The sequence below is a fragment of the Algibacter sp. L3A6 genome (genome assembly GCF_009796825.1).
Lineage (GTDB): Bacteria > Bacteroidota > Bacteroidia > Flavobacteriales > Flavobacteriaceae > Algibacter.
Window position 1 is genome coordinate 4,037,954 of record NZ_CP047030.1, and the last position, 24,240, is coordinate 4,062,193.

The 24,240-nt window shown below is 33.3% G+C and carries 12 protein-coding genes; 4 read left to right on the forward strand and 8 right to left on the reverse strand.

The window, feature by feature from the left end:
- Positions 1 to 8: 8 nt before the first annotated feature.
- Both GQR98_RS16865 and GQR98_RS16870 read right to left on the reverse strand, forming a co-directional pair.
- Positions 9 to 1,481: a DUF748 domain-containing protein gene (locus GQR98_RS16865; RefSeq protein WP_159020584.1), complete on the reverse strand. Its 1,473-nt coding sequence runs from the start codon at positions 1,479 to 1,481 to the stop codon at positions 9 to 11.
- Positions 1,468 to 1,908: an arsenate reductase family protein gene (locus GQR98_RS16870; RefSeq protein WP_159020585.1), complete on the reverse strand. Its 441-nt coding sequence runs from the start codon at positions 1,906 to 1,908 to the stop codon at positions 1,468 to 1,470. The genes GQR98_RS16865 and GQR98_RS16870 overlap by 14 nt, the downstream gene beginning before the upstream one ends.
- Before the next feature lie 142 nt (positions 1,909 to 2,050).
- On the opposite strand from GQR98_RS16870, the gene cls reads away from it, so the two are divergent.
- A complete protein-coding gene (cls, locus tag GQR98_RS16875; protein ID WP_159020586.1) occupies positions 2,051 to 3,472 on the forward strand; it encodes a cardiolipin synthase in 1,422 nt (473 codons plus the stop codon).
- Between the two features lie 23 nt (positions 3,473 to 3,495).
- Positions 3,496 to 4,098 (forward strand): hypothetical protein, encoded by a 603-nt coding sequence (locus GQR98_RS16880; RefSeq protein WP_159020587.1) that lies wholly within the window; start codon positions 3,496 to 3,498, stop codon positions 4,096 to 4,098.
- A gap of 4 nt (positions 4,099 to 4,102) precedes the next feature.
- Here GQR98_RS16880 and GQR98_RS16885 read toward each other — a convergent pair whose 3' ends face one another.
- The 6 genes from GQR98_RS16885 to GQR98_RS16910 all read right to left on the reverse strand — a co-directional run bounded on the left by GQR98_RS16885 (position 4,103) and on the right by GQR98_RS16910 (position 18,340).
- Positions 4,103 to 5,626, reverse strand: coding sequence for a GH3 auxin-responsive promoter family protein (locus GQR98_RS16885; RefSeq protein ID WP_159020588.1), 1,524 nt, complete (start codon positions 5,624 to 5,626; stop codon positions 4,103 to 4,105).
- Positions 5,627 to 5,919: 293 nt separating this feature from the next.
- Complete coding sequence (locus GQR98_RS16890) at positions 5,920 to 7,530, reverse strand: sulfatase (protein ID WP_159020589.1); 1,611 nt, start codon at positions 7,528 to 7,530, stop codon at positions 5,920 to 5,922.
- Positions 7,531 to 7,918: 388 nt separating this feature from the next.
- Entirely contained in the window at positions 7,919 to 11,005 is a 3,087-nt protein-coding gene (locus tag GQR98_RS16895; protein ID WP_159020590.1) for a glycoside hydrolase family 2 TIM barrel-domain containing protein, read from the reverse strand.
- 58 nt (positions 11,006 to 11,063) lie between these two features.
- Positions 11,064 to 14,213 carry a glycoside hydrolase family 2 TIM barrel-domain containing protein gene (locus GQR98_RS16900; protein ID WP_159020591.1) on the reverse strand — a complete coding sequence of 1,050 codons (3,150 nt, stop codon included), beginning with the start codon at positions 14,211 to 14,213 and terminating at the stop codon, positions 11,064 to 11,066.
- Between the two features lie 25 nt (positions 14,214 to 14,238).
- Positions 14,239 to 16,839 (reverse strand): fibronectin type III domain-containing protein, encoded by a 2,601-nt coding sequence (locus GQR98_RS16905; RefSeq protein ID WP_159020592.1) that lies wholly within the window; start codon positions 16,837 to 16,839, stop codon positions 14,239 to 14,241.
- 28 nt (positions 16,840 to 16,867) lie between these two features.
- Positions 16,868 to 18,340: an arylsulfatase gene (locus GQR98_RS16910; RefSeq protein WP_042505466.1), complete on the reverse strand. Its 1,473-nt coding sequence runs from the start codon at positions 18,338 to 18,340 to the stop codon at positions 16,868 to 16,870.
- A gap of 286 nt (positions 18,341 to 18,626) precedes the next feature.
- Here GQR98_RS16910 and GQR98_RS16915 point away from each other — a divergent pair, with 286 nt between their 5' ends.
- A complete protein-coding gene (locus GQR98_RS16915; RefSeq protein WP_159020593.1) occupies positions 18,627 to 22,724 on the forward strand; it encodes a hybrid sensor histidine kinase/response regulator transcription factor in 4,098 nt (1,365 codons plus the stop codon).
- A 278-nt stretch (positions 22,725 to 23,002) separates the two neighbouring features.
- Positions 23,003 to 24,061: a PAS domain-containing sensor histidine kinase gene (locus GQR98_RS16920; RefSeq protein WP_159020594.1), complete on the forward strand. Its 1,059-nt coding sequence runs from the start codon at positions 23,003 to 23,005 to the stop codon at positions 24,059 to 24,061.
- Positions 24,062 to 24,240 lie beyond the last annotated feature (179 nt).

The following is a 24,240-nucleotide window of genomic DNA, read 5'->3' on the forward strand; positions in this document are numbered from 1 at the left end:
GTTCTGTTTTATTTTTTTCCGTTGCCAACTACTGTATTTTTAAGACCATCTTTAGTATTTAACCATAAATAGTTAAAAAACGATTTTGTTCTATCGCGCTCCACAGCAATATCTCCGTACCTATAACCGTTGGCATCGGTTTTAGAGCCATCATTAGTTAAAATATTAACCAATGTACTCAGTGTTTTGTTTATGCCTAATTGATCTTCATCTAATATAGAGAATTTAAAGTTCTCATATTTCATTTTCATTTCACCAGTAGATTCAAAATCATTACCATGTATTGTGAAATACATTTCGTGAATGCGACCTAAGGCTCTTACATTAGCCTGAGATTCTAAAAACGGATTAATAGTTTCTGCTTCCAAATCGGTTAAAATAGCCGAGGCATTAAAAGAATCTGCAGCATCCTTGGTATTAAAATCCCAATTAAACAATATTGGTGCTTTCCCCATAAGTTTAGCTTCCACTTTAATATCTGTTTTTTGAGTATTAGTATTTGAAATGTTATTAATTTCTGCGTCCAAATCTTCAAAAGAAATAGACACGGGGTCTATATCTAAATCAATCTTTTCAGAATAAAATACATTGGCATTTTTTATAAAGAAAGATTCGATATTTAGTTTTATAGGAAGGTTTTCGAGCCGCGTTCCATAAAGTGTTTTTACTGTAAAATCGTCTGCTATTAATTTGTTTCTATAAAGGTTTAATTCTGAATTATTTAAATTGAAACGCTTTATTGAAACTGTAAAACTATCTTTAACTGTTCCCAATTCTAAAGCTTCAAAATTTCCTTGAGGCACTTTAAAATCTACATAATCACGCTCTACGGTTAATCGTTTTGAAAGTACTTCTTTATTATATTTTGAAGTAATTGATAAATTTTCAAACTCTAAATTATTTTCTTCAAATGAAAGGCTAGCCACTTTTAATTCTTCAAAACGACTTAAATCTAAATACAGCTCTTGCAACTCCACATCTAAGATTTCGTAATTAAAAGGGATTTTATTCTGAAGCATTTCCTTGTCTGTTTTTACATCAGATATATTAAAAGATAACTCATTTACAGAAAAATGTACATCATCTGTATCTTCTTTATACGTTGTAATTTTTGCGTTTTTTATTTCAATATTATCGGCTTCAAATCGCTTATTATTCCAAAGCGGCCAATAAGCAACATCGGTTATTTTTAAAAATTCCGTAGTTGCTAAAACCTCTATCTTTTCAGTTATTTCATTTAAGCTCTTTAAGTTCAAATTATGAAATTTAACCGACCCTAAAAGGATATTGATATCCAAATCGTCATAACTTAACTCAACGTTATCGGGTGTTTTTTCATTTATAGCTTCTGTTAAAGCATATTTACCATAAACCTGCAAGCCTAATAAACATAGCAATAATATAATAGCAACCCCAAGCAAAACTTGGGGCCATTTTTTATGTATTGTTTTTGTTTTATATTCCGTTTTAGGCATCGTCATTTTCAGTAAATTGTTGGTCTAGAGATTCTTTATCTAAGCCTGCACTATCCGGATCAATATATTGCTTAAATTCGGCTGCACTTTTAATTTGCAAATAGTTTTCACCATCTATCACAATAGGATATTTTAATAATTGCGGCTCATTCTCTAATATTTTTAACCAATCGTGCTGTTCCATAATTGCAGAATCTTCACCATAGGTTTCTGTAAAACCAGGATCTTCCTTATTTATTAAGTCCGATATATTTTTGCCCAACTTACTGGCCAATTCGGCCCATTGTGTTCCGGTAACGTTTGTTTTACATATATCTACTGCATGTAGTTTTTTCTCAGAAGATTTTACATAAGCATACGCTTGCTTGCCTATAGAGTTCTCTGAATGATAATAAATTGTAATTTTTCTGTCGTCTGTTGATATCACGCCCATAATGTTTTAATTTAGGTCGAAAGATACCTTCATTCTACTTTTTTAATTAGCGTAATCAAATTCTTTTGTAACTCAAAAGCACGCGCTATCCAACTATCAACGGTACATTAACTATCTTGTGAATACAAAATAAAACAAGATAATGAACACACTATTATGGACTTTATACGGGGTTGTTACCCTTTGGAGCATCATCAGTATAATACTGCATGGCAGCCGACCAACAAAATCCTTAAGTTGGTTATTGGCTGTGGTATTATTACCATTTGCGGGTCCACTACTTTATTATCTATTTGGCGTTAATAGACGAAAGTTTAAATTTTTCAGGTTGAAGCAAACTGAAAAGCGAAAGCTTTTTGATGAAAAATATAAGGACATTCATGAACTAGAAAATAGTGTTGATTTCCATTCAGCTAAAAACAAAAAACTCTCTAAACTTATAGAAAACGGCACACTACTTAAAGCATATGCCGGTAATAAAGCAACAGTATTAAACGGTGGTAAAGAAACCTTTGAAAGTATATTTGAAACCTTAGAACAAGCAGAACACTTTATTCATTTACAATATTATATTTTTTCCGAAGGCGAACTTTCAGAACGTTTTTACAACATATTTAAAGAGAAAATTGCAAAAGGTGTCGAGGTGAGACTAATTTACGATTCTTTCGGGAGTTCTTCTTTTCGTGGAAACACCATTAAACGTTTTCGTGATCTTGGAGTGAAAGCCTTCCCAATGATGCCAATTCGTTTTGGAAGTCTTCTATTTACATTAAATTACAGAAATCACAGAAAAATGATTATTGTTGACGGAAAAATTGGGTTTACAGGTGGTGTAAATGTAACCGATCAATATATAAAACCTATTTCCGATCTTGGTATCTGGAACGATATTCATATTAAGCTCGAAGGCCCTGTAGTGAAGAGTTTACATCGTGTTTTTATAAAAGATTATTATTTTGCTAGTGATGAAGAGTTACTTCTAAAAGAAAAATATATTCCTAAAATTGAACAAAAAGGAAACCATACCATCCAAATTGTAGCTGCTGGGCCAGACTCTAAACAACCAGCTATCATGCAACAATACATAAGTATGATTATGCTGGCCGAAAAATGTATTTGCATTGCCAATCCTTATTTTATACCAAGTATTGCCGTGCTACAAGCTTTAAAAATTGCAACATTGAGTGGTATTGAAGTTAACATACTTGTACCAAAAGTATCGGATTCTAAAATGGCAAAACTAAGTATGTTTTCAAATTTTGAAGAGCTTCTTGCTGTTGGTGTTAACATATACCTGAGACCCGATTTCTCTCATAGTAAAATGATTTTAATCGATGGTGAAATTGCATCTATAGGTTCTGGTAATTTTGACTACCGAAGCTTCGAGCATAATTTTGAAACCAACGCATTGCTCTATGATGTTGAATTAACCCAAAATATACAAACAGAGTTTGATACTATTTGCAATAATTATATACCGCTGGATTACGAGTCTTTTAAAAACAGACCGGTCTGGAAACGTTTACTAGAAGGTATGGCTAAGTTTTTTAGTCCGTTACTATAAAAGGAGACAACGAAATAAAACGAATGAAATTTTTAATTTATATACTAATATTTATGAGTGTAGAATACACAAAAGCACAACACATTATACCCGAAATTATAAAAAAAGAAGCCACGATTGCACTAGCTTACTATCCGCAACTAAAAGAGACTGAAATAGAGTTTCGCTTTAAAAGCGACATTAAAAAATCGACCATGCTGGCGCAACCTGTATTTTGCAGTCTTTTAAAGACTCGTAAAAAAAGAAAGTATTTGGTGTTATTGAGTAGAAAGTTTAAAATATCGGGGAAAGAATTTAAAACTACCGATGTAGATAGCGATATTTTAATTGGATGGCTTGGCCATGAATTAGGTCATATTTGCGATTATCAAAACCGCAGCAGCATTAACCTTATTTGGTTTGGCATTACATATCTACTTTCCGATAACCATATTAGAAAAGCAGAACGTGCAGCAGACTCTTACGCGGTTTCATCTGGAATGGCAGAATATATTCTAAAAACAAAGCATTTTATTCTAAATAATGCTGAAATTGATGAAACATACAAAGCCCGTATTAGAAAATACTATTTAGCTCCAGATGAAATTTTACTTTTAGTGAAAGAACGAGAAGCTCTAGAAAATTAATTTCTTACAGCTTAGAGGCTACAAAATCTTCCCATTCGGCAAATTTATCTTGCCCCATAACACGCTCCATTTTTACTTGTCCGCCTTTCTTTTTATTGCTTCCACTCCAATCGTGAAAAACAGAAGGCGATACGGTGTTAACCTTTACACCTTCTAAAGCTTTAGAACGTGCCACTTTATAATTTTTATTGGCATTCTTCAAAAATTCATCTAAAGCATTTACCAATTTATCAGTTTCTATGTTAGATTCTGTACCCAAATACCAGCAGTGGTAAAAATCATCGTTAATTCTATTAGCACATAAGGTATATTCAGGTATTTCAATATCAAATTCCTTTTCTAGGTGTTGTACAGCATCATTCAATTTATTAACCGATAATTGAGAACCAACAGTATTTAAAAAGAATTTTGTTCGTCCTGTAATTTTAATTTCAGCACGTTTAATATCTGTAAACTCAATAGTATCACCTATTAAATAACGCCACGATCCTGCAACCGTACTAATTACCAAAACATAATCTTGATTAAGTTCTACCTCAGAAATAGATAATGATGGTGCATCTTGCACCAACGAACCATCGGCCTGAATATACTCGGGCTTAAAAGGTACAAATTCAAAATAAACGCCATTATTGGTTACTAACTTCATAGCATCCGTATCTGGTCGTTCTTGGAACGCCATAAAACCTTCCGAAGCCAAATAAGTATCAATAACCGTAATCGGTTTTCCTAAAAGCGCATTAAAACTTCGTTTATAAGGACCAAAAGCCACACCACCAGAGGTATACACTTGTAGGTTTGGCCAAATCTCATGTATGTTATTTAAACCGTGATAATCTATCACTTTTTGCAGCATTAACTCCATCCAAGACGGAATACCGCTTAGTGCACCAATATCCCAATTAGCAGCATTTTCAGCAATACGTTGTACACGTTTATCCCAATCGTCAATTTGAGCAATTTCTTTTCCTGGCTTATAATAATTTTGAAACCAAAACGGAATATTACTAGCACTAATACCACTAATTTCGCCTTCTAGCGCATCATTATGTTCTTCAAGATCTGTAGAACTGCCAAGCATCATAATTTCCTTTTCGTAAAAATCGGCTGGTAAATCAAAATTTCTTAAGGCAAGAACTTGTTGAATTCCTGCATTTCTAATAGCTTTAACCATGGCATCTGTAACCGGAATACGTTTATTTGTTTTCCCTGTAGTTCCCGAACTTAGAGCAAAATAATCTGGGCTATCTGGCCAAGTAATATCCTTTTCGCCAGCTTGCACCTTTTCCCACCACTGTTCTGTAATTTGATTGTAATCGTGAAAGGGCACTTTAGCTCTAAAATCACGTTCTATTGTATCCGATTTTAGAATCTCTTCAAATTGATAGGCTTTACCAAACTCGGTATCTTTTGCGGTTTCTAGTAAATCTTTTAGAACCTCGCGTTGTTCTTCTGCTGCATCAAATTCTGAAGAAATGATTTCTGATGCATGAATTATTCCTTTAATTATATTTCCTATTATGGCCATATTTACAGTGGTTTTATCGGTTAATAGCTGTTTTTAAGCGTATGTTAATTGCGTTTGAATTTAATATGAAACGCGCCACGAACTCATCTATCAAAAATCCGCCAAAACCATAGAATAGTTTAGCTGTATCAAACTAATTATTGATCCAAAGCAGAGAAAACGCATAAAAAAACCGATGAGATCCTGAGATTCATCGGTTTTAAAACTACTTAATTTAAAATTTACTAATAATCTAAATATCGCTTCCGCGGAAAAATTTAACGTCTGTTAATTCCTTTTGGAACTAAAATATCTTACTTTTCAACTTGACTTCCCCACCAATCTTTATTTGGTTTATAATCGGGAGATAACATCTTTTTACGCTGCTTTTCTAATCTAGGTAACAACTGTGTTTTATGGTTTTCTAAACGTTTTTTTCTAGCCGCTTCATCCCATAAAGGATCAACTTCAGCATACTGTGTATTCATGCTTTCTAACCATTCTAGCAGCTCCGTTTCTAATGATGCGGTTAATTCTTTATTACTATCTGCAACGTCATTGCGTTCCATTAAATCACTATCCAAATTGTATAATTCACTGTGTAAATCTTCCCAGTAATAAATAAGTTTCCAATTTCCTTTTCGGATAATAGAACTCGGCTCTCCTCCTTGATTTCCGTAATGTGGATAATGCCAAAACAAAGGTCTTTCATCTATAGTTTTACCCTCTAAAAGTGGTTTTAAACTCACGCCATCCATGTGCGCTTTTGGTTCTAATGGTAAACCTGCTAAATCTAAAAGTGTTGGAAATAAATCGGTTCCAGAAACCGGTACATCTATATTGACACCTTTTTGATCCATCCATGGTACATATACAAAATACGGAATGCGCACGCCACCTTCCCATTGATAACCTTTACCACCACGAATATCTAGCTGTGCTGTAGAAAAATTATCACCAGAAGTAACACCTCCATTATCCGATGTGAATACTATAATAGTGTTTTTGTCTAAATCTAAATCTTTAAGCGTTTGCATTACAGTTCCAAGCGCCTCATCAACCTGTTCTATTAAGCCTGCATAAACGGGATTATCTTGATGTTTTCGAGCTGGTAAAACACGTTCCATTTTAAATCCAGTATCATCAATGCCCATTTTCTCAGCTTTATCTCTATATTTTTTCCATTTTTCTTCGGAAGTTTGAATAGGCGCATGAACTGCGTAAAACGATAAATAAGCTAAAAAAGTGGTGTCTTTATTTTTTTCTATAAACTTTGAAGTTTCTTTAGCAAGCTTCATAGATAAAGTCATGCCCTTCTCTTTAGGCAAGTTTGTTAAGTTCGGATTTTTAAACGGTGAAAAATAACCGCCATTTGGTCCTCCAGATTTGTTTCCTCCTTGGTTAACATCAAAACCATGATCGGTTGGCAAAGAATGTTGCTCTTTACTTCCTAAATGCCATTTACCAGCAAAAAATGTGCTGTACCCTCCAGCCTTAAAAGCTTCTGGCAATGTTAGTGCGTCGAGGTCTAAATGTTGTTTAAAATCTGGCGGTAATAATTTTGTATATCGGTTTTTGGCTTTCCAGCCTTGCCCTGTTTGAGCACCTTCGTATTGCGTAATGCCATGTCTAGCCGTAAATTGGCCCGTAAGCAAACTTGCTCGCGATGGGCTACATACAGTACATGTGGCATAACCATTTGTAAAAATAGTTCCTGATTTTGCAATTTTATCAATGTTCGGCGTTTCGTAATAATCACTTCCCATAACGCTTAAATCTTGATAGCCTAAATCGTCTACCAATACAAATAGCACATTGGGTTTCTTAGATTCAACTTCTTCTTTTTCAGATTTACAAGACGTGAAAACCGTACTCCCTAAAGTTAAAGCGAGTACCAAATATTTCGATGCTTTTTTTAATTTCATAAACTTTTATAACTATTTTTATTTATCTAAATGAAATAGCTCCCAAAAGCTATTTTTATATTCTAATTTAATTACTGTTCTAGCTCTAAATATAAGCAATCTGCAACCATTAAAAAACTGCCTTCAACAAACAAAAATTAAAGGCAGCAATTATAATTAAACTAAAACAAAACAAACAAGAAGGCTTAATCTACTTAGAGATAAATCCCCCTTGATAGTATCAAAAATAAGGCGTTTTAATGTTTTAAAATTCTCAAATATGGGTTCAAAATGAATCAAAAAAGCTCTAAAAGCATCATTTACTATGCTAATAGAGCTTTTTTTAATTTTATGTCTATTTTAAATTTTCCTTAAAGGAAAATTATACTCGATAACTTAAATTAGAAAATTATCTAATAATAATTTCATCAATAAATAATCCTTTCTCTTCTACTGTTTCAATCTTAATCGTATTCGCACCACGATCAATTTTAATAGGTAATTTAGCATTACTCCATGCTTTACCCATATTGCTAGAATTTGGTAAAAACAATTTATCGTTAACCACTTTTCCGTTTACAGTAACTTTTATAAAAGTTCCAGCAGCTTGCTTTAATTTTATACTATAACGCACATACAAATCGGCAGAACCTGCACCGCCATCATTCTCTTGATACCAAGATACAGAAGCGCCTTGAGCCTTATTCATGCTAACAAAACCTTTGCCTTTAAAGTTTGCTCCATTAGTCATTATCTTGGCATTATTAAGCGTGGCTTCCTCAGCTTGCTCTCCTATTTGTTCTCCATCTCCTGTGTTTTTATTCCAAGTAAAACCTTCATTTTCACCAAAACGTTCTTCTAAAATTTGCCTTTCAACACCATCAACAACAATTAATGCTTTAACGGTAGTTTCTTTTTCAATTTTAAAACTGTTTTGATATTTAGTAGAACTTATAGTTGGCATATTACCATTTACAGTATAAAACACTTCAATTTTAGGGTCTACTTTATCACCTCTTAAATTAATAATTTCTGTATCAATACTTATCAAATTTGAAGTGATTTGTTTTTTCTCACCTAAAATACAACTCGCTAACAAATTAATAGCTCCATTTTGGTCTGTAGACTCAATATAAGCACGTGTTAAACCATAAAACGCTGTTCTATGATTTGGACCAACATGTTGCTCCACATCTAGAGGACTGCCGTTATCTAGCGCTTTAATTTTACCAGCGCCCAAAACGTTAAAGTACGTTCTGTTTTCCCCGTAAGGGTAAAAAACACCTAAACTATCGGTTGTAGAAACGCGTACTTGTACAATATCTTGACTGCTATTACCAAGTGATTCACCATCAATAGATAATTTTATTTTTGATGGCTGTGCCGCTGTTTTAACGATCTCTTCCGACACCACTTTTCCGTCTCTATAACCAACAGCTTTTAAACTTCCTGGCTGCCATTTTACCATCCATTGGCATTGCATTTCATCCCAAGCTGTGCCAGGTTTTAATTTTCCTAATGATGTGTTATTGAAAAACAACTCCACTTCGTCACAATTAGAATATACCCAAACAGGAATTTCGGTACCTAAAGCTACTTTTGGATGCGTCCAATGTGGTAAAACATGAACCATTGGCTTACTCGTCCACTGACTTTGATATAAGTAAAACAAGTCTTTTTCGAAGTTAGCCAAATCTATAGCGCCACCCATAAACGCTTTAAAAGGCCAGCCGCCATGCACATAACCGGCTTCGCCAATATAATCGTAACCCGTCCAACGAAACGATCCTGCATAGGCCGGAATATCGCGAAGTTGTTCGATGTTTAATCTAGAAGACACACGTACCGTAGCATTATCATAACTAGAGTTAAATATTTGTTTTCTGTTTTTTCTATCCAATTCATCTACCCAATCGTGAGTAAAGACTTCCTCTTCCGTTAAATCAGGAAGTTCGTATGGTCTTTGATTTTTATTAGGATAACCATCTCTAAACCATGTTTTTGTTCGGTAAAAACCACGAACTTGCCATGTATGTGTATTTTCTGTTCCTATAAAAACTTTTCCTTTTTGCTTTTCGGTTAAGTTCTCCAAATAACCTTGCTTTTCGCTGCTCCCGTTTACACCTAAAACATTCATAAAATCAGATCCTGAATGTCCAGATGTTACAGGTCTTGTTGGATCTAGTAAGTTACATTGTGCTACTAAATCTTTAGCAATAGCCCCACGGGTTTCGTTACCAACACTATATATTACTATGGATGGATGGTTTCTATCACGCTTAATCCAATCGGTTAAATCTTGCTTCCACCATTGATCAAAAAAATGTGCGCCATAATCATTTTTGGCTTTTTTCATCCATCCATCGAAAATTTCGTCCATAACTAACATTCCCATTTCATCACAAAGCTCATAAAATATAGGCGTTTGCGGATTGTGAGATGTTCTAATGGCGTTTACACCCATATCTTTTAATTGCTGAATTCTGAAACGTAATATTTTATCTGGCACCGCCGCGCCTAAAGCTCCAGCATCTTGATGATTACAAACCCCTTGAAGTTTTACGTTTTCACCATTAATCCACATACCCGTTTCGGCAATCCATTCAATATCACGAACACCAAATTTGGTTTCCACAATATCTACTAATTTATTATTTACCGACAACTCACTTTTTAACGTGTATAAATATGGTGTTTCCGTAGACCAAAGATTTGGTTTAGAAAGTGATAATTCTGTTTTAGCTGCTGTACTTAGATTTTCAATTTTTTCTTCGGAAGAAGCAACTACTACTCCACTTTTATCAAGTATTGATGTTACTAAAACCGCATTTTTAACCTGCTCGTTTTCTGGAGAAAATTCGGTTTCAACAAAAACCTGATTGCCTTTGGTTGTTACAAAAATACCATCGCGAGCAATGTTTGTTTTATTTTTTACATCGATCCAAGTGTGAGCATAAATACCGCTACCAGTATACCAACGCGCAGATGGTTGTTTGTCGTTATCCACATGTACTGCAAAGGTAATTTGATCGGTACTATCCGCAATGTCACTAATATCATAAGCAAAAGATACCCAACCATAAGGTCGGTTGCCTAATTTTACACCATTAGCCCAAACCGTACTATTCATAAACACACCATCGAAAGCAATTTCAACTTGTTTCCCTTTCCATGCATATGGTACATCAATAGTTTTTCTATACCATCCAAAACCTGCTGGTAAATAGCCACATTGCGCTCCCATAGGGTTACTTTCGTCGTATTCACCTTCAATACTCCAATCGTGAGGTACATTTACAGTTTGCCAATTTGCATCATTAAAATCGACAACTTCGGCACCTTTAATATTCTCTTGGATAAATTTCCAATCGGCATCAAAACTGGTTCGTAATCGTGTTTCTATTGTACTACTTTCCTCTTTACAACCAACTATACATAAGCATAGCAAACAGAAAAGAACAACTGATATTTTAATATTTTTAATTTGTTTTAGCATATTATTTCTAACATTTTTATCCTTTACGCCTAATGAAAAACCACAAGCCCTATCAACTCTATTTTTCGGCTTTTACCGATTCAATGGTGTAACTATAAGTTAAGTTATCAGCTTCTATTTGATATTCCTTGTGTGGCATTCTACCCCAACTTGTATCGCCGCCAACACCCATTTGTTTGTAATCGATATTGATGTTTACTAAATCTCTTTTTTCTATATCGGTAGTATGGCGTTGTCTTTTATCTTCTCCAGCATCAAAATCGTCGTTGTACTGGTGGTGGGCACTAAACGAAACTAAATTTTCCGCAGTTACTTTAATTCCGTTACCAGATTCGTTTGTAAACGTGATCCATCGTGTATCCGTTTTATAACCATTTTCTTGTGGACGAATGTATGGAAAATATAAATCGCTTACCGATGCTCTATATAAACCAACCAATGCCGATGTATTTCTATCTTGATAATTTTCGTGAGGGCCTCTACCAAACCAAGCTACGTTACTAAACTCGTTATTAATAACCAAATTATTACCAAATCTAGGCAACACTGGTAATTCTTCATTGATACCCGACATAGTAGTGTTGACTAAAATAGCTCCTTCCGAATTTATCGTGTAAACCATTTGTAAAGCACCATTAACAGCGGTTAACTTGTAATTTGCAGTTACTACGATGTTACCAGAAGCATCTGTTTTTTGCTTAATATCTACAAAACCTTGATTTTTGGTAGCTTCTTTCCAAACTCCCATTTTCTTAGGCATTTTAAAGCCATAATCGTTATCGGTTGTTGGACGCCAGAAGTTGGCTTGAATGCCTTTTAAAATGATGTTTCCGTTACCATAATCTAATTCATTTAAAACACCTGTAGTTTTATTAAAAGCAACCTTAATATCTTTACCAGAAATTAATATTTTTTCAGCATCTTCTCCAACAATCAATTCATCAGAAGATTTATTTATTCCAAAATTAAATTGACCTTTTTGAACTTCGAATTGCTCGTAAGCCACCGTATGTCCGGTTGGTACTAAATTCGTAGCTGTTTTGGTTTTTGCATAAATGTTAACATGATATTCTGCGTTGGTATCGTCAAACTTTGGTAAATCTATATTTACAGTTTTAGTCGTGTATGGCGCTACATCTAAAACAGGTAATTTTCCATCTGCGATTTCAACACCATTTTTCAATAAAGTGTAAGAAAAATACAAAGTATTTAAGTTTGTGAAATCGTAAATATTTTTAATTTCAAACGCTCCTTTTTTAGCATTTATAGCTTTAAACTTAATATATTGATACACTTTTTTAACTTCAAATAAAGCAGGATGCGCCGTTCTATCTGGATTAACAATACCATTTAAACAGAAGTTTTTATCATTATGTAAATGCCCTGCACCTAAATCGCCACCGTAAGCCCAAAACGCTTCGCCATCTTCATTTTCCGTAAGAATTCCTTGGTCTACCCAATCCCAAATAAAACCACCTTGCATGATGTCGTATTTTTCAATAACATCCCAATAATCTTGTAAATTACCAACACTGTTACCCATAGCATGTGCATATTCACATTGAATTAACGGGCGTGTTGGGTTATTTTCAGCATACTTAACCATACGATCAATAGTCCAATACATTGGCGCTTGAATATCTGTATTTGAATACTGTGTTGCTCCTTCATACTGGGTTGGTCTTGTGCTATCTTGCTCTTTTAACCATTTGTAAGTTGCAAAAAAGTTTTCGCCATTTCCAGCTTCATTTCCTAAAGACCAAGTTACAATAGATGGGTAATTTTTATCACGCTCAAACATGCGTACCGTTCTGTCCATGTGCATAGCAGCCCACTCTGGTAAATATGCTGGGTGAACAGACTGATCTTTTTTATTGTTATTTAAACCTTGGTTCGTTGTCCCCATACCATGCGTTTCAATGTTTGCTTCATCAATAACATAAAAACCATATTTATCACATAATCTGTAAAAATGGGGATTTTTAGGGTAGTGACTGCAACGAATAGCATTCAAGTTATTCTGCTTCATAACTTCTAAATCCTTCATGGTTAAAGCTTCAGAAATTACATGGCCTTCAGTTTCGCTATGGTCGTGTAAATTTGCACCTTTTAATAAAACAGGCATACCATTTACAAGAAACTGGTTGTTTTTAATTTCAATGTTTCTAAATCCAACATTAATGGCAGTAGACTCTCCGTTAACAGTTAGCAACAGCGTGTATAAGTTTGGAGACTCTGCGTTCCATGTTTTTACATTCGGAATTATTTTACCAAAACTCAACTCATTTCTTCCTGCTTTTAAAGCTACCGATTTAGAATCTGCATAAATTTCCTTATCACCATCTAATAATTGAAATTTAACAACTTGCTCTACTACTTTAGAAGTATTATTATCAACTTTTAAATCTACATTAAACACACCATCTTGAAAATTATTTTCTAAATCTGATGTTACTCTAAAATCTCGTAACGTTACTTTATTACTAGCATATAAGTACACATCGCGCTCAATACCGCTTAATCTCCAAAAATCTTGATCTTCCATATAACTGGCATCCGACCAACGTAAAACTTGTACAGCCAAACTATTTTTTCCAGATTTCACTAAATCGGTTATTTTAAATTCTACAGGTGTTTTACTACCTTCATTATAACCTACCATTTCACCGTTTAACCAAACATACATCGCACCGCTAACACCTGCAAAATGTAAATAAACATCTTTACCGTCCCAATTTTCTGAAACTTCAAAATCTCTTTTATAACTACCATTACTGTTTAAATTATGAGGAATAAATGGAGGATTTGGAGGAAACATATACGTTCTGTTTGTATAAATTGGCACACCATGACCTTTTAATTCCCAATTAGATGGTACAGTAAGTGTATCCCATTGCTTAACATCAAAATTTTCTTTGTAAAAATCGGTTGGACGCGCTTGTACACTATCTGCGTAATAAAATTTCCAAACACCGTTTAAAGATTGATATAACGGAGAATTCTCCCAAGATTCATTCCCTAACGCTTCATTCTCATTGGTATATTTATAGAATGATGCCGTTGGTTCTTCTCTATTAATTTGAAATATTTCTGGATTCTCCCATTCTGGATTTTCCCATTTTTCAGCCGTATAAACCGGTCTTGTTTCTGTTTTATCACAGGATACTAATGAAATAACAGCGATGATGAGGATTAAGTACTTTTTCATTTTATAATTAAGTTAGTGGTTCTCTTTACTTTATTGCAATATGTTGATTTACCAAAGCACTTTCTAACGTTTTACCTTGTTTGGTAATGAATGCTTTTATGGTATAATTTGAATTTTGTTTCACTTTTGATAAAGGAATAAAGGCCTGAAATTGCTTAGTTTCTTCAACTCCTCGTGTACCTTCAATTTTAATATCTTCTACATTTAAATAAGATACATTATTGATAATGATACCAAAAGCGTCATTTCCCTTTATTTGAAGCTTGTTAAGTTTCACCTTTACAAGATAGCCGTCTTCTTTAGTTTCAACAACTTGAATAGTAATTTTATCATTGTTTTCTGCTGAAAATGCCGTGGCTATATTTGGATAAAAATTACTTTCACCAGCATCGGTTAACCCTTTTACGGTGTAATAATATTGCTTATCATTTACGATATTGTTATCCAGAAAAACGGTGTCTTTTACAGCCGTCGCAATTTTGGTAAACTCATGCAACTTCTCACCACGATACACATTATAGCTTGTGCCTTCCAAGACTTGATCTTGGCTATGCCATTTTACCTCAATTGTATTTGATGATTTTTTTACAGCTGAAACATTTCGCGGACTAAATGGTATTCTAGAAGATACTTTTACGTTTTCCTTATCGGAAGCTTCGCCTCTACCTAAACCGTTGTAAGCTGTAACTGTAAATTGGTAATCGGTTTGATCTTTTAAACCTTCAATACGATAACCGAAAACATTATTGGCATCAATCTCTATGTCTTTTCCATTTTCATCAACATAGTGTATTAAATAACCTTTGGCGTTTGCAACACTTTTCCAAAAAAGGGTAACAGTATCATCGCGTCTTGAAACTTTAAAAATTTGAGGTTGCTCCGGTTTATTAAATATTACTGAAACCATATCTGAGATTGGACTTTCGATAGCTTTATTTATTGCTTGGAGCTTAAAATAATACGGGTTTCCTTTCTTTACTGCTTCAACCAGAAAGGCCGTTTTATTTTTTACTGTAACCACCTTATTTAAATTTAAAGCATCTGTACCATAATAAACTTTATAGGCTGTAGCTAAACCAACTTCTCCCCAATTTAACTGAATTCCCGTTTTCTCAATACTCGCTTTATAAATCGTTGGCTGTGTAAGTGCACTAGAATTCGTTTTCCATTTACTAACCGAAATACTAAATGGTTTTACGGTTACAAGTCCGTTTTTGTATTTAATTTCCTGAATATCTGGGTTTCTCGTTTTTAAAACATCAGCAGAAATATAGTTCGTTAATAAAGTTTCCTTTAATGGTGTGCCGTTAATTTTTACGTGAAACTGATTAGATTCTTCACTTCTATTCGTAATCACTAGATAATTAAAGCCATTATTCCCTTTGTAAGTTTGCACAAACATACCATTGGCTGTTGTGTTTTTTAAACCAGGAACTTGCACCATTTTAGAGATATTGGTTTTATATAAGAAATTTGAGTTATTCGTCGCCTCGTGATATATTTTTAAAGTTTTTCCTTCAATATCTCTATGAATTCCGGTAACAATAGTATCTGTATCTATTTGCTGATTATTTTTAAAGGCTTCTTCTAGCACAATGTTTTTATTTACCGCAGGCAAAAACTTGTTACTAACCTCGTGCGCTGCAACATAAGTAGTGTTGGTGTGTTGCAACTGACGCATAATATATTCCACGTTATAAATCCCTGAATAAATACCATTTAACGGACTGTTCCAAACACCAAATTCGGTGATAATCATGGGTGCATCTTTCCAAGTATAATCTTCTATTTCCGAAATTGCCGACGGACTTGTTGCTTCTAATAATTTAGTGTTTGCCCGTTTATACGCTTGCTCTAATGTTTCTTTTTTTCCGGTGTGTGGCGCGTAAGAATGCTTTGAAAACGTATTCCAGTATGCACCATTGGTTTTTTGAAATTGATTAATCTCTTTCATAAAAGTCCACACACCATCCCAAGTATAATTCAATGCTAATTTAGCATCAGGCAGCACCTCTTGAATGGCCTCGGCATAAGGCTGCATTTTTGCCGCATAATCATAACCATCATTCCACCAATACCTATTTCTATTTGGCACATAAAAATAGGGTTCGTTACAAAATTGCCAAGTTTCAACTTTAATATTATTGTTTTTACAAAAGCGTGCCAATTCCATCACCATTTCTGGAGTTTCAGAAAAAGCATTCACCGTAATCACCAGTTTCCCGTTGATTTCACTTAATAAATGGTATAAATCGGTAACGCGATGTGGCCCTTTAACTTCAGTAAAGCGATGTCCTTTTAAATAAGGTTTTTGGTGATCGAACATGGCAATATAATCCAAATCATACTGTCCTGTTGCGCTACTAAAAGCATCGCCCATTGTGCCAGAAAAATAACGTAACCAACCTGGTTTTAGCTCTTTTACTGAAGCCACAAAATCGGGATGCGTATAACTCCAAACTTTATCGGCTATACGCACATTAAAACCACTTGCACCATTTTTAATAGCATGGCCAGTTGTGGTATCTATATTTATAGATTCCTTATTTTGCGAATATATTGAAGCGGTTTGCACAAGGCAAACCGCTAAAACCAATTGTATGATTTTTACTTTTTTAAAAGCCATAAATTAAGAATAACCGCTTATTAAATTTTTAAAATGACACTTGATCGAAGGTAAACACATCCGATGGTGTTCTTGCTTCTTTTAAAATACGCTCCATGTCTTTAACAACTTCTGGATGCTCGCTAGCAACATTGTTTTGCTCGCCTTCATCTACAGATAAATCGTACAATTCTATAGGAGCATTTGGGTTTTTAAGCACTTTATATTTTACCGCTTTCCACTTCCCTTTTCTAATCGCTTGGCGACCTCCTCTTTCATGGAATTCCCAATATAAATAATCGTGTTGTTTTTGTTCCGAAGCATTATCTAATAATGTTGGTAAAAATGAAATACCATCTAAATTTGATGGAACTGGAACATCTGCCACTTCAGAAAACGTTGGAAGTACATCCCAAAATGCAGAAATTAAATCACTTTTACTACCTGGCTTAATTTTTCCTGGCCATTTAATCATCATTGGCACACGAATTCCACCTTCATATAAATCTCTTTTAACACCTTTAAAAGGTCCGTTACTATTAAAATATTTTGGATCTGCTCCACCTTCAGTATGCGGTCCGTTATCCGAAGTAAAAACAACAATAGTATTGTCCTCAAGACCTAACTCTTTAACTTTATCCATAATTTCACCAACTTGATTATCCATAATTTCAATCATGGCAACAAAAGCAGCGTGAGATTCTGTTTGAGATTCATAAAAACCTAATCTATATTCTGGTCCATCATCTGTACCTTCAAATACTTTCTCTGGAGCATATTTACCTCTATATTTAGCTAAAACAGCTTCTGGAGCTACTAATTCGGCATGCGGAATAATGGTTGGTACATACATAAAGAAAGTACTATCCTTATAAGTTTCTAAAAACTCGATGGCTTTTTCTTGAATTAACTCTGGAGCATATTGTTCTTTTTTATGTCCTGCATTACCTGTTAAAACAATAGAATCTTGATTAGACCATAAATGATAAGGATAATAATTATGCCCTAAACGCTGACAATTGTAACCATAAAAAACATCGAAACCTTGTTTGTTTGGATCACCTTCTGATCCTGGATAACCTAAACCCCATTTACCAAAAGCACCTGTAACATAACCGCCTTTTTGAAGCGCTTCTGCCATAGTATACGTGTTGTCTGGAATTGGATATTGACCTTCTGGCATAACCTCTTTATTACCACGAACCGGAGTGTGCCCTGTATGCATACCTGTTAATAAAGCTGAACGTGATGGTGCACAAACAGTATTACCAGCATAATGCTGAGTGAACAACATACCTTCTGCTGCTAATTTATCAATATGCGGTGTATTAAATTTTTGTTGACCAAAACTACTTAAATCACCATATCCAAGATCGTCAGCCAATATATATATGATATTCGGCTTTTTATTCTCTTTTACAACTTCCGCAGAAATTACATTTTCTTTGGTTTTCGCTTTTCCACACGAAAACGCACTTGCAACTAAAATAGCCGACAGTAAAATTTGAATACCTTTTTTCATTTTTATCAATTTCTTTTCTAAGTTTTAGGATCTATTTCCTTTGAACATTTTAATACATTCAAATATACTTGTAAATTAAAGCTTCGTTTTATTAAAATCCCCCTACAAATGTTGCGATACCTGCAATACATGGTTAAACTAAAGGAGATGCAACATTATCACCCCTATTATTTTACATTATTAGGCCTAGCTCAAGCTAATTAAGGGTAAAAAATGATAAAACTTATGTAAATTGTGATGCTGTCAAGAATATTTTATATACAACATAATTACTCCTTTGATTTTTATGAGCATTTTTAAAACCACCATTACCTACATATGTTTAATTATTACATTTTTCACTTTAAACATTTCTTTCTCTCAATCTAATTCTTTAAACTTTCATGAATTAGATATACACGGTGTACTTTTTAACAAGAAGGTAAACGTGCTTTTTAAAGATAGCTACGGTTATTTATGGATAGGAAGTAATTCTGGCCTTTATAGATATGATGGACACGATTTGGAAGAATATCAATATGATGTTTTTGATGCCAATTCTATTCCTAATAATAATATCAATTCTATTATTGAAGACGCCCATAAGAACCTATGGATAGGAAGCGAAAGTTATCTTATTCATTATAATAGAAAAAAAAAACAGTTTAAAGGTTTTTTGAAGAATATTAGCTCGTTTGTAAAAACAAGTAGTAAAACAGGTGATATTTGGGTAAATATCCAAACGGAAGGTTTACTCAGATTTCAATCTAAAGAAGACATATCTGAAATTAACTTACCCGAAGTTTTTAGCAATGAACATAGTGATAATATATACAAAACGAGCGCCAAAACCATTTCTACTGTATTGATAGATAATTTTGATAGACATTGGGTTGCTAGCGATAATGGCCTATTTTATATCAACGAAAACAATTTAATTACAGCTACAAACTTCAATGAAAAAATTGTTGATATGAAGTTTTTGGCAGATAATAAAATAATGGTAGTAAGTGCAACAAGCATGTATATTCTGGGGACGAATAAAGCAGACTACAACATAGAGATTCTAGAACAATACCCAAATATCACTGAAAAATTATCCTCTACTTGCTTTTTAACAACAGTATCGATAGATGTGAAAAACAATGCCATTTGGATTGGCTCATCGGAAGGATTAATTAAAGCAAATAGAATAGACAACACTTACCGTTTTAATTATTTCTCAAACACCAATAAAGAGGTTAACTTATTAAATAATCATATTTCATCAACCATATTTGATGATTATGGCAACTTGTGGATTGGTTCATTTAAAGGAATTAATAAATATTTAGGCAGAACTTCTTTATTTGAATACAACAAACTCTCTCAAAGCAACAGCATTACTACGAGTTTAAAGAGTTTGGACTTAACCAACATTTTAGTAGGTACGCGCGAAGGCCTTTTTCATTTTAATCAGAAAACAAAAGCCCATATTAAAATTGAAAACGACATCAAGTTTATACAAACCATTACGAGAAATTATGAAAACACCGAGTTTTTAATTGCCGATAATAAAGCTATTTATAAAACTCGCAACTATAACTCCAACGATACCAAACTAGATTTAGTTAAAATTAAATCTTACAAAGAACTCATAAAAGACATTGTACCTATTAATAAGAATGAATTATGGGTGGCCCTTTGGGATGGAGGTATTGATATTATTAACAGCAATAAGGCGGTTTCTGAATTTAAACAAAATGTAATTAAAAAACTAGAAAACCACCACACCTCTACCCTTTTGCTATCTAAAAACAACAAATTATGGATTGGTACACGTGGAGAAGGTTTATACTGTGTGGATCTTTTAAATGAAACCATAAAGCACTATTTACCTACCCTAGAAAATGGTTTAACATCCAATGCTATTTTAAGTTTACATGAAGATAATTTAAATAATATTTGGGTAGGAACACGTGGTGGTGGATTAAATATGTATGAAGCATCTCTTGACAAGTTCAATAATTTTAAAGAAAATAACGCCTATAGCCCAAAAATAGTTTCGGCTATTGAAAAAGATAACAATGGTAATATTTGGATGAGTACCAGAAATGGCATCACAAAGTTTAATATTAAAACACAACGTTTTATACCTTTTGGTGTGGAAGATGGTATTAACGAAAACCAATTCCTTTTTAATTCCAGTACGGTTAATGCGCAAAAAAAGATTATCTATTTTGGTTGTACCGACGGTTTCTACAGTGTTTTTACAACAAAACTAACACCACAAACTATATTGCCAACTACGGTAATTACAAGTTTTGCAATTCTTGGTAAAACACAAGAAAACAAAGCTATGAATAGCTTTAAAAACATCAATGAATTTTACACGTACTCTGGCGCTCCAATAGAGCTACCGTACAATCAAAATAATATTGCTGTAAATTTCTCGTCGTTAGATTTAACAACACCAAATAAAAACCAATACGCCTATAAATTAAAAGGACTGAATAATTATTGGATTTACACAAGTGCTTCTAACCGAAATGCTAATTATAACGACCTCTCGCCTGGCACTTATACCTTTATGGTTAAAAGTACCAATAGTGATGGCGCTTGGAATGAAACACCTGCCGAGGTTTCCTTTGTTATCAATCCGCCAATATGGAAAAGTATTTGGGCTATACTAGCCTATATTCTTCTAGGTTTATTAATTGTTTACATAGGTTCTATTTTAATTAGACGCTGGTATTTACTGAAGAAAAACCTTGTAAAAGAAACCATTTCTAGAGAAAAAGACAATGAACTTAATAGAATGAAGATGATATTTTTTACCGATATCTCTCATGAGTTACGTACGCCATTATCATTAATATTAGGTACTATTGAAAAAGTAGTTAAAGAGAAAAAATTCACATTAAGCCCTTTAACAAGTCAGCGTATTTACAACAATACTCTTAGAATGCACCGCCTAATAAACCAGATTATGGATATTAGAAAGTTTGACGAAGGGAAATTTAAACTCAAGGTTTCAAAAAATGATATTGTAAAAGATATAAATACCATAAAAAACGCCTTTAACGACTTTGCTAAAATTTACGAAATCGATTATGATTTTACGTCTAATGAAAAGAAAGCATCCGGTTGGTACGATGTAGATTTGTTAGAAAAAATCCTATTTAACCTTGTTTCCAATGCCTTTAAATACACTGCTAAAAACGGAAAAATAACAGTAAATCTAGATGTTATAAAACCAAATAAAAACGAGAGTGAGTCACAGCCATTCAATGGTAAATATATAAGATGTAGCGTTCGCGATAATGGTTTAGGAATTCCTAAAAAAGATTTAGAATTTATCTTCGATCGCTATTACCAAGCAACAAAATCGCAACGTAATCAAATACCAGGAACCGGAATTGGTATGGAACTAGTACATAAACTTATCGAGCGTCATCATGGTACTATTAAGGTAGAAAGCGAAGAGAATGTTTACACAGAATTCACTTTTTGTATTCCTATTTCAAAAGATAAATACAGCAAAAAAGAGCGCATGCAAACTAGTATGCCTCTAAAACGAAATTTCATAAAAAACTCCGAATTCCAAGTCATTGAAGAAGTTTCTACCGAGTTTAACAATAAAAAAAGCATAGAACAAAAAACTAAAAAATCTAAGGTGCTTATTGTTGAAGATAATGATGATTTAAGGCAAATGGTAAAAGAAGAGTTAAGTGATGATTTTGAGATTATAGAAGCTCCAAATGGCCAAGAAGGTTACGTGCAAGCCATAGCAGAAAAACCAGACCTAATTATTAGCGATATTTTAATGCCTATACAAGATGGTCTTTCTATGTTGAAACAGATAAAACAGAACCCTGAATTTAACAATACGCCTATTTTTATGCTTACTGCTAAAAATTCTGACGAGTCTAAAATTGAATGCTTAAGCCTTGGCGCAAACGACTATATAGAAAAGCCTTTTAGTTTAGAATTTCTTAAATGGAAAGTAAAAAACACCTTCAAAACGAGACATAATCTAAAAGAAAAATATAGCAAACTTATAACCACAGCACCTGTTGACAAACAAGTAGACTCTAACGACGAAAAATTCATTAAAAAGCTTATCACAATTATTGAAGACAATATGAACAATAATTTATTAAGCGTAGAATTTTTAGCTTCGGAAATTGGAATGAGCAGAGCAAACTTATATCGAAAAGTACAGCAAATACTGAATGATACTCCTGTAAATTTCATTAAAACGATAAAACTAAAACGAGCTGCTCAGTTACTAAAACAAGATAAAATGTATATCTCTGAAGTTGCTTACATGACGGGGTTTAACAACCAGAAATACTTCAGTAAATGCTTTAATAAAGAATACGGTATGAGCCCTACGGAGTATATTAAACAAAATACAGAATAAAATAATAGTTGCTAAAACCCAAAAAAAAATCTCAGTTATACCATATAACTGAGATTTTTTTGTGTTCATTTTGTAAATTTATAGATATATTCAATTAACATATTTCTCTGTTTTTTAGCTGTTTTTCAGAAAAATTATATTTTAATTAGACTAAATATTACATTATATCATTATTGATACAAATAACCCCGTTTTAATTGATTTTATGCCTAACTAGGTTTAACTTCGTTGCTCCTTAACAGCCACTCTAATTTTTAAAACTTAGTATAGCGAAACCAATGGATCACTATTTAGACCCTTTCTTTGAACTATCGATGGATTGTCTCTGTATTGCTAATTTCGATGGCTATTTCATTAAAATCAATCCTGCTTTTGTTGAGCTTTTAGGGTATTCTGAAACGGAATTACGCTCTAAATTAATTTCAGAATTTATTTATGATGAAGATAAAAAGCGTACAGCCTCTAACAGATCCAATTTAAAACAAAATAAACCTTTAATCAATTTTGAAAATAGATATGTAACCAAATCGGGCGCAATTATCTGGTTGCACTGGACCTCTATTCCTGTTGAAAAACATAAGCTAGTTTATGCCATTGCCAAAGATATTACACACAAAAAAGAATTAGAGAACGAACGCATATCGCACCTAAGCAAACTTAGTGAGGTTAACGAAAAACTTAAGCAGCTTAATTACACAACATCTCACGATCTTAGATCTCCGGTAAATAATTTAATATCATTAGTAGATTTAATTGATTTAAGTAAAGTTGAAGATCCAGAAACATTGAAAATGTTGAATTACATAAAAGTCTCTGCAGAAGGTTTAAACGATTCTCTCAACACTTACGTGGAAGCCTTTAAACAAAAAAACATATCGAACGAAACCTTAGATCTCGTTAATTTTAATACCATTTTCAACAAAGTAAGCCACTCCATAAGCACGTTAATACAAAAATCGGGAGCACAATTCGAAATAGACTTTAAAGCTTTAGAAAGCGTTCCGTTCAATCCGGCTTATATGGAAAGTATTTTTCTTAATTTCATTACAAACTCCATTAAATATGCACGACCAGAAGTTCCGTTAATCATTTCGATAACATCTAATAATTTATACGGTAAATCTACCTTTCAATATTCTGATAATGGTCTTGGATTTGATATGGAAAAAGTAGGACATCTAATATTTAAATTAAATCAACGTTTTCACGGAAATGAAGATAGCAAAGGCGTAGGCTTATATTTAGTTTACAACCACGTAACCTCACTTGGTGGAAGCATTCATGTTGATAGTAAGGTTAACCATGGTACAACATTTACTATTAGTTTTAAGGATTAATTCTTCCTGTACACATCAATTTATTTATCTTTTTTCTTTATAAAATCTAAGTCTATTACATAGACCAAAAACTTTAAATATTTAGAATTTAGGTTTCAACACATCACGTCTTAAAGTATTTTGTTTAACTTTTTTACAAAAAGATTAAACATTATTGTATCTTTACAAAGTATTTAATG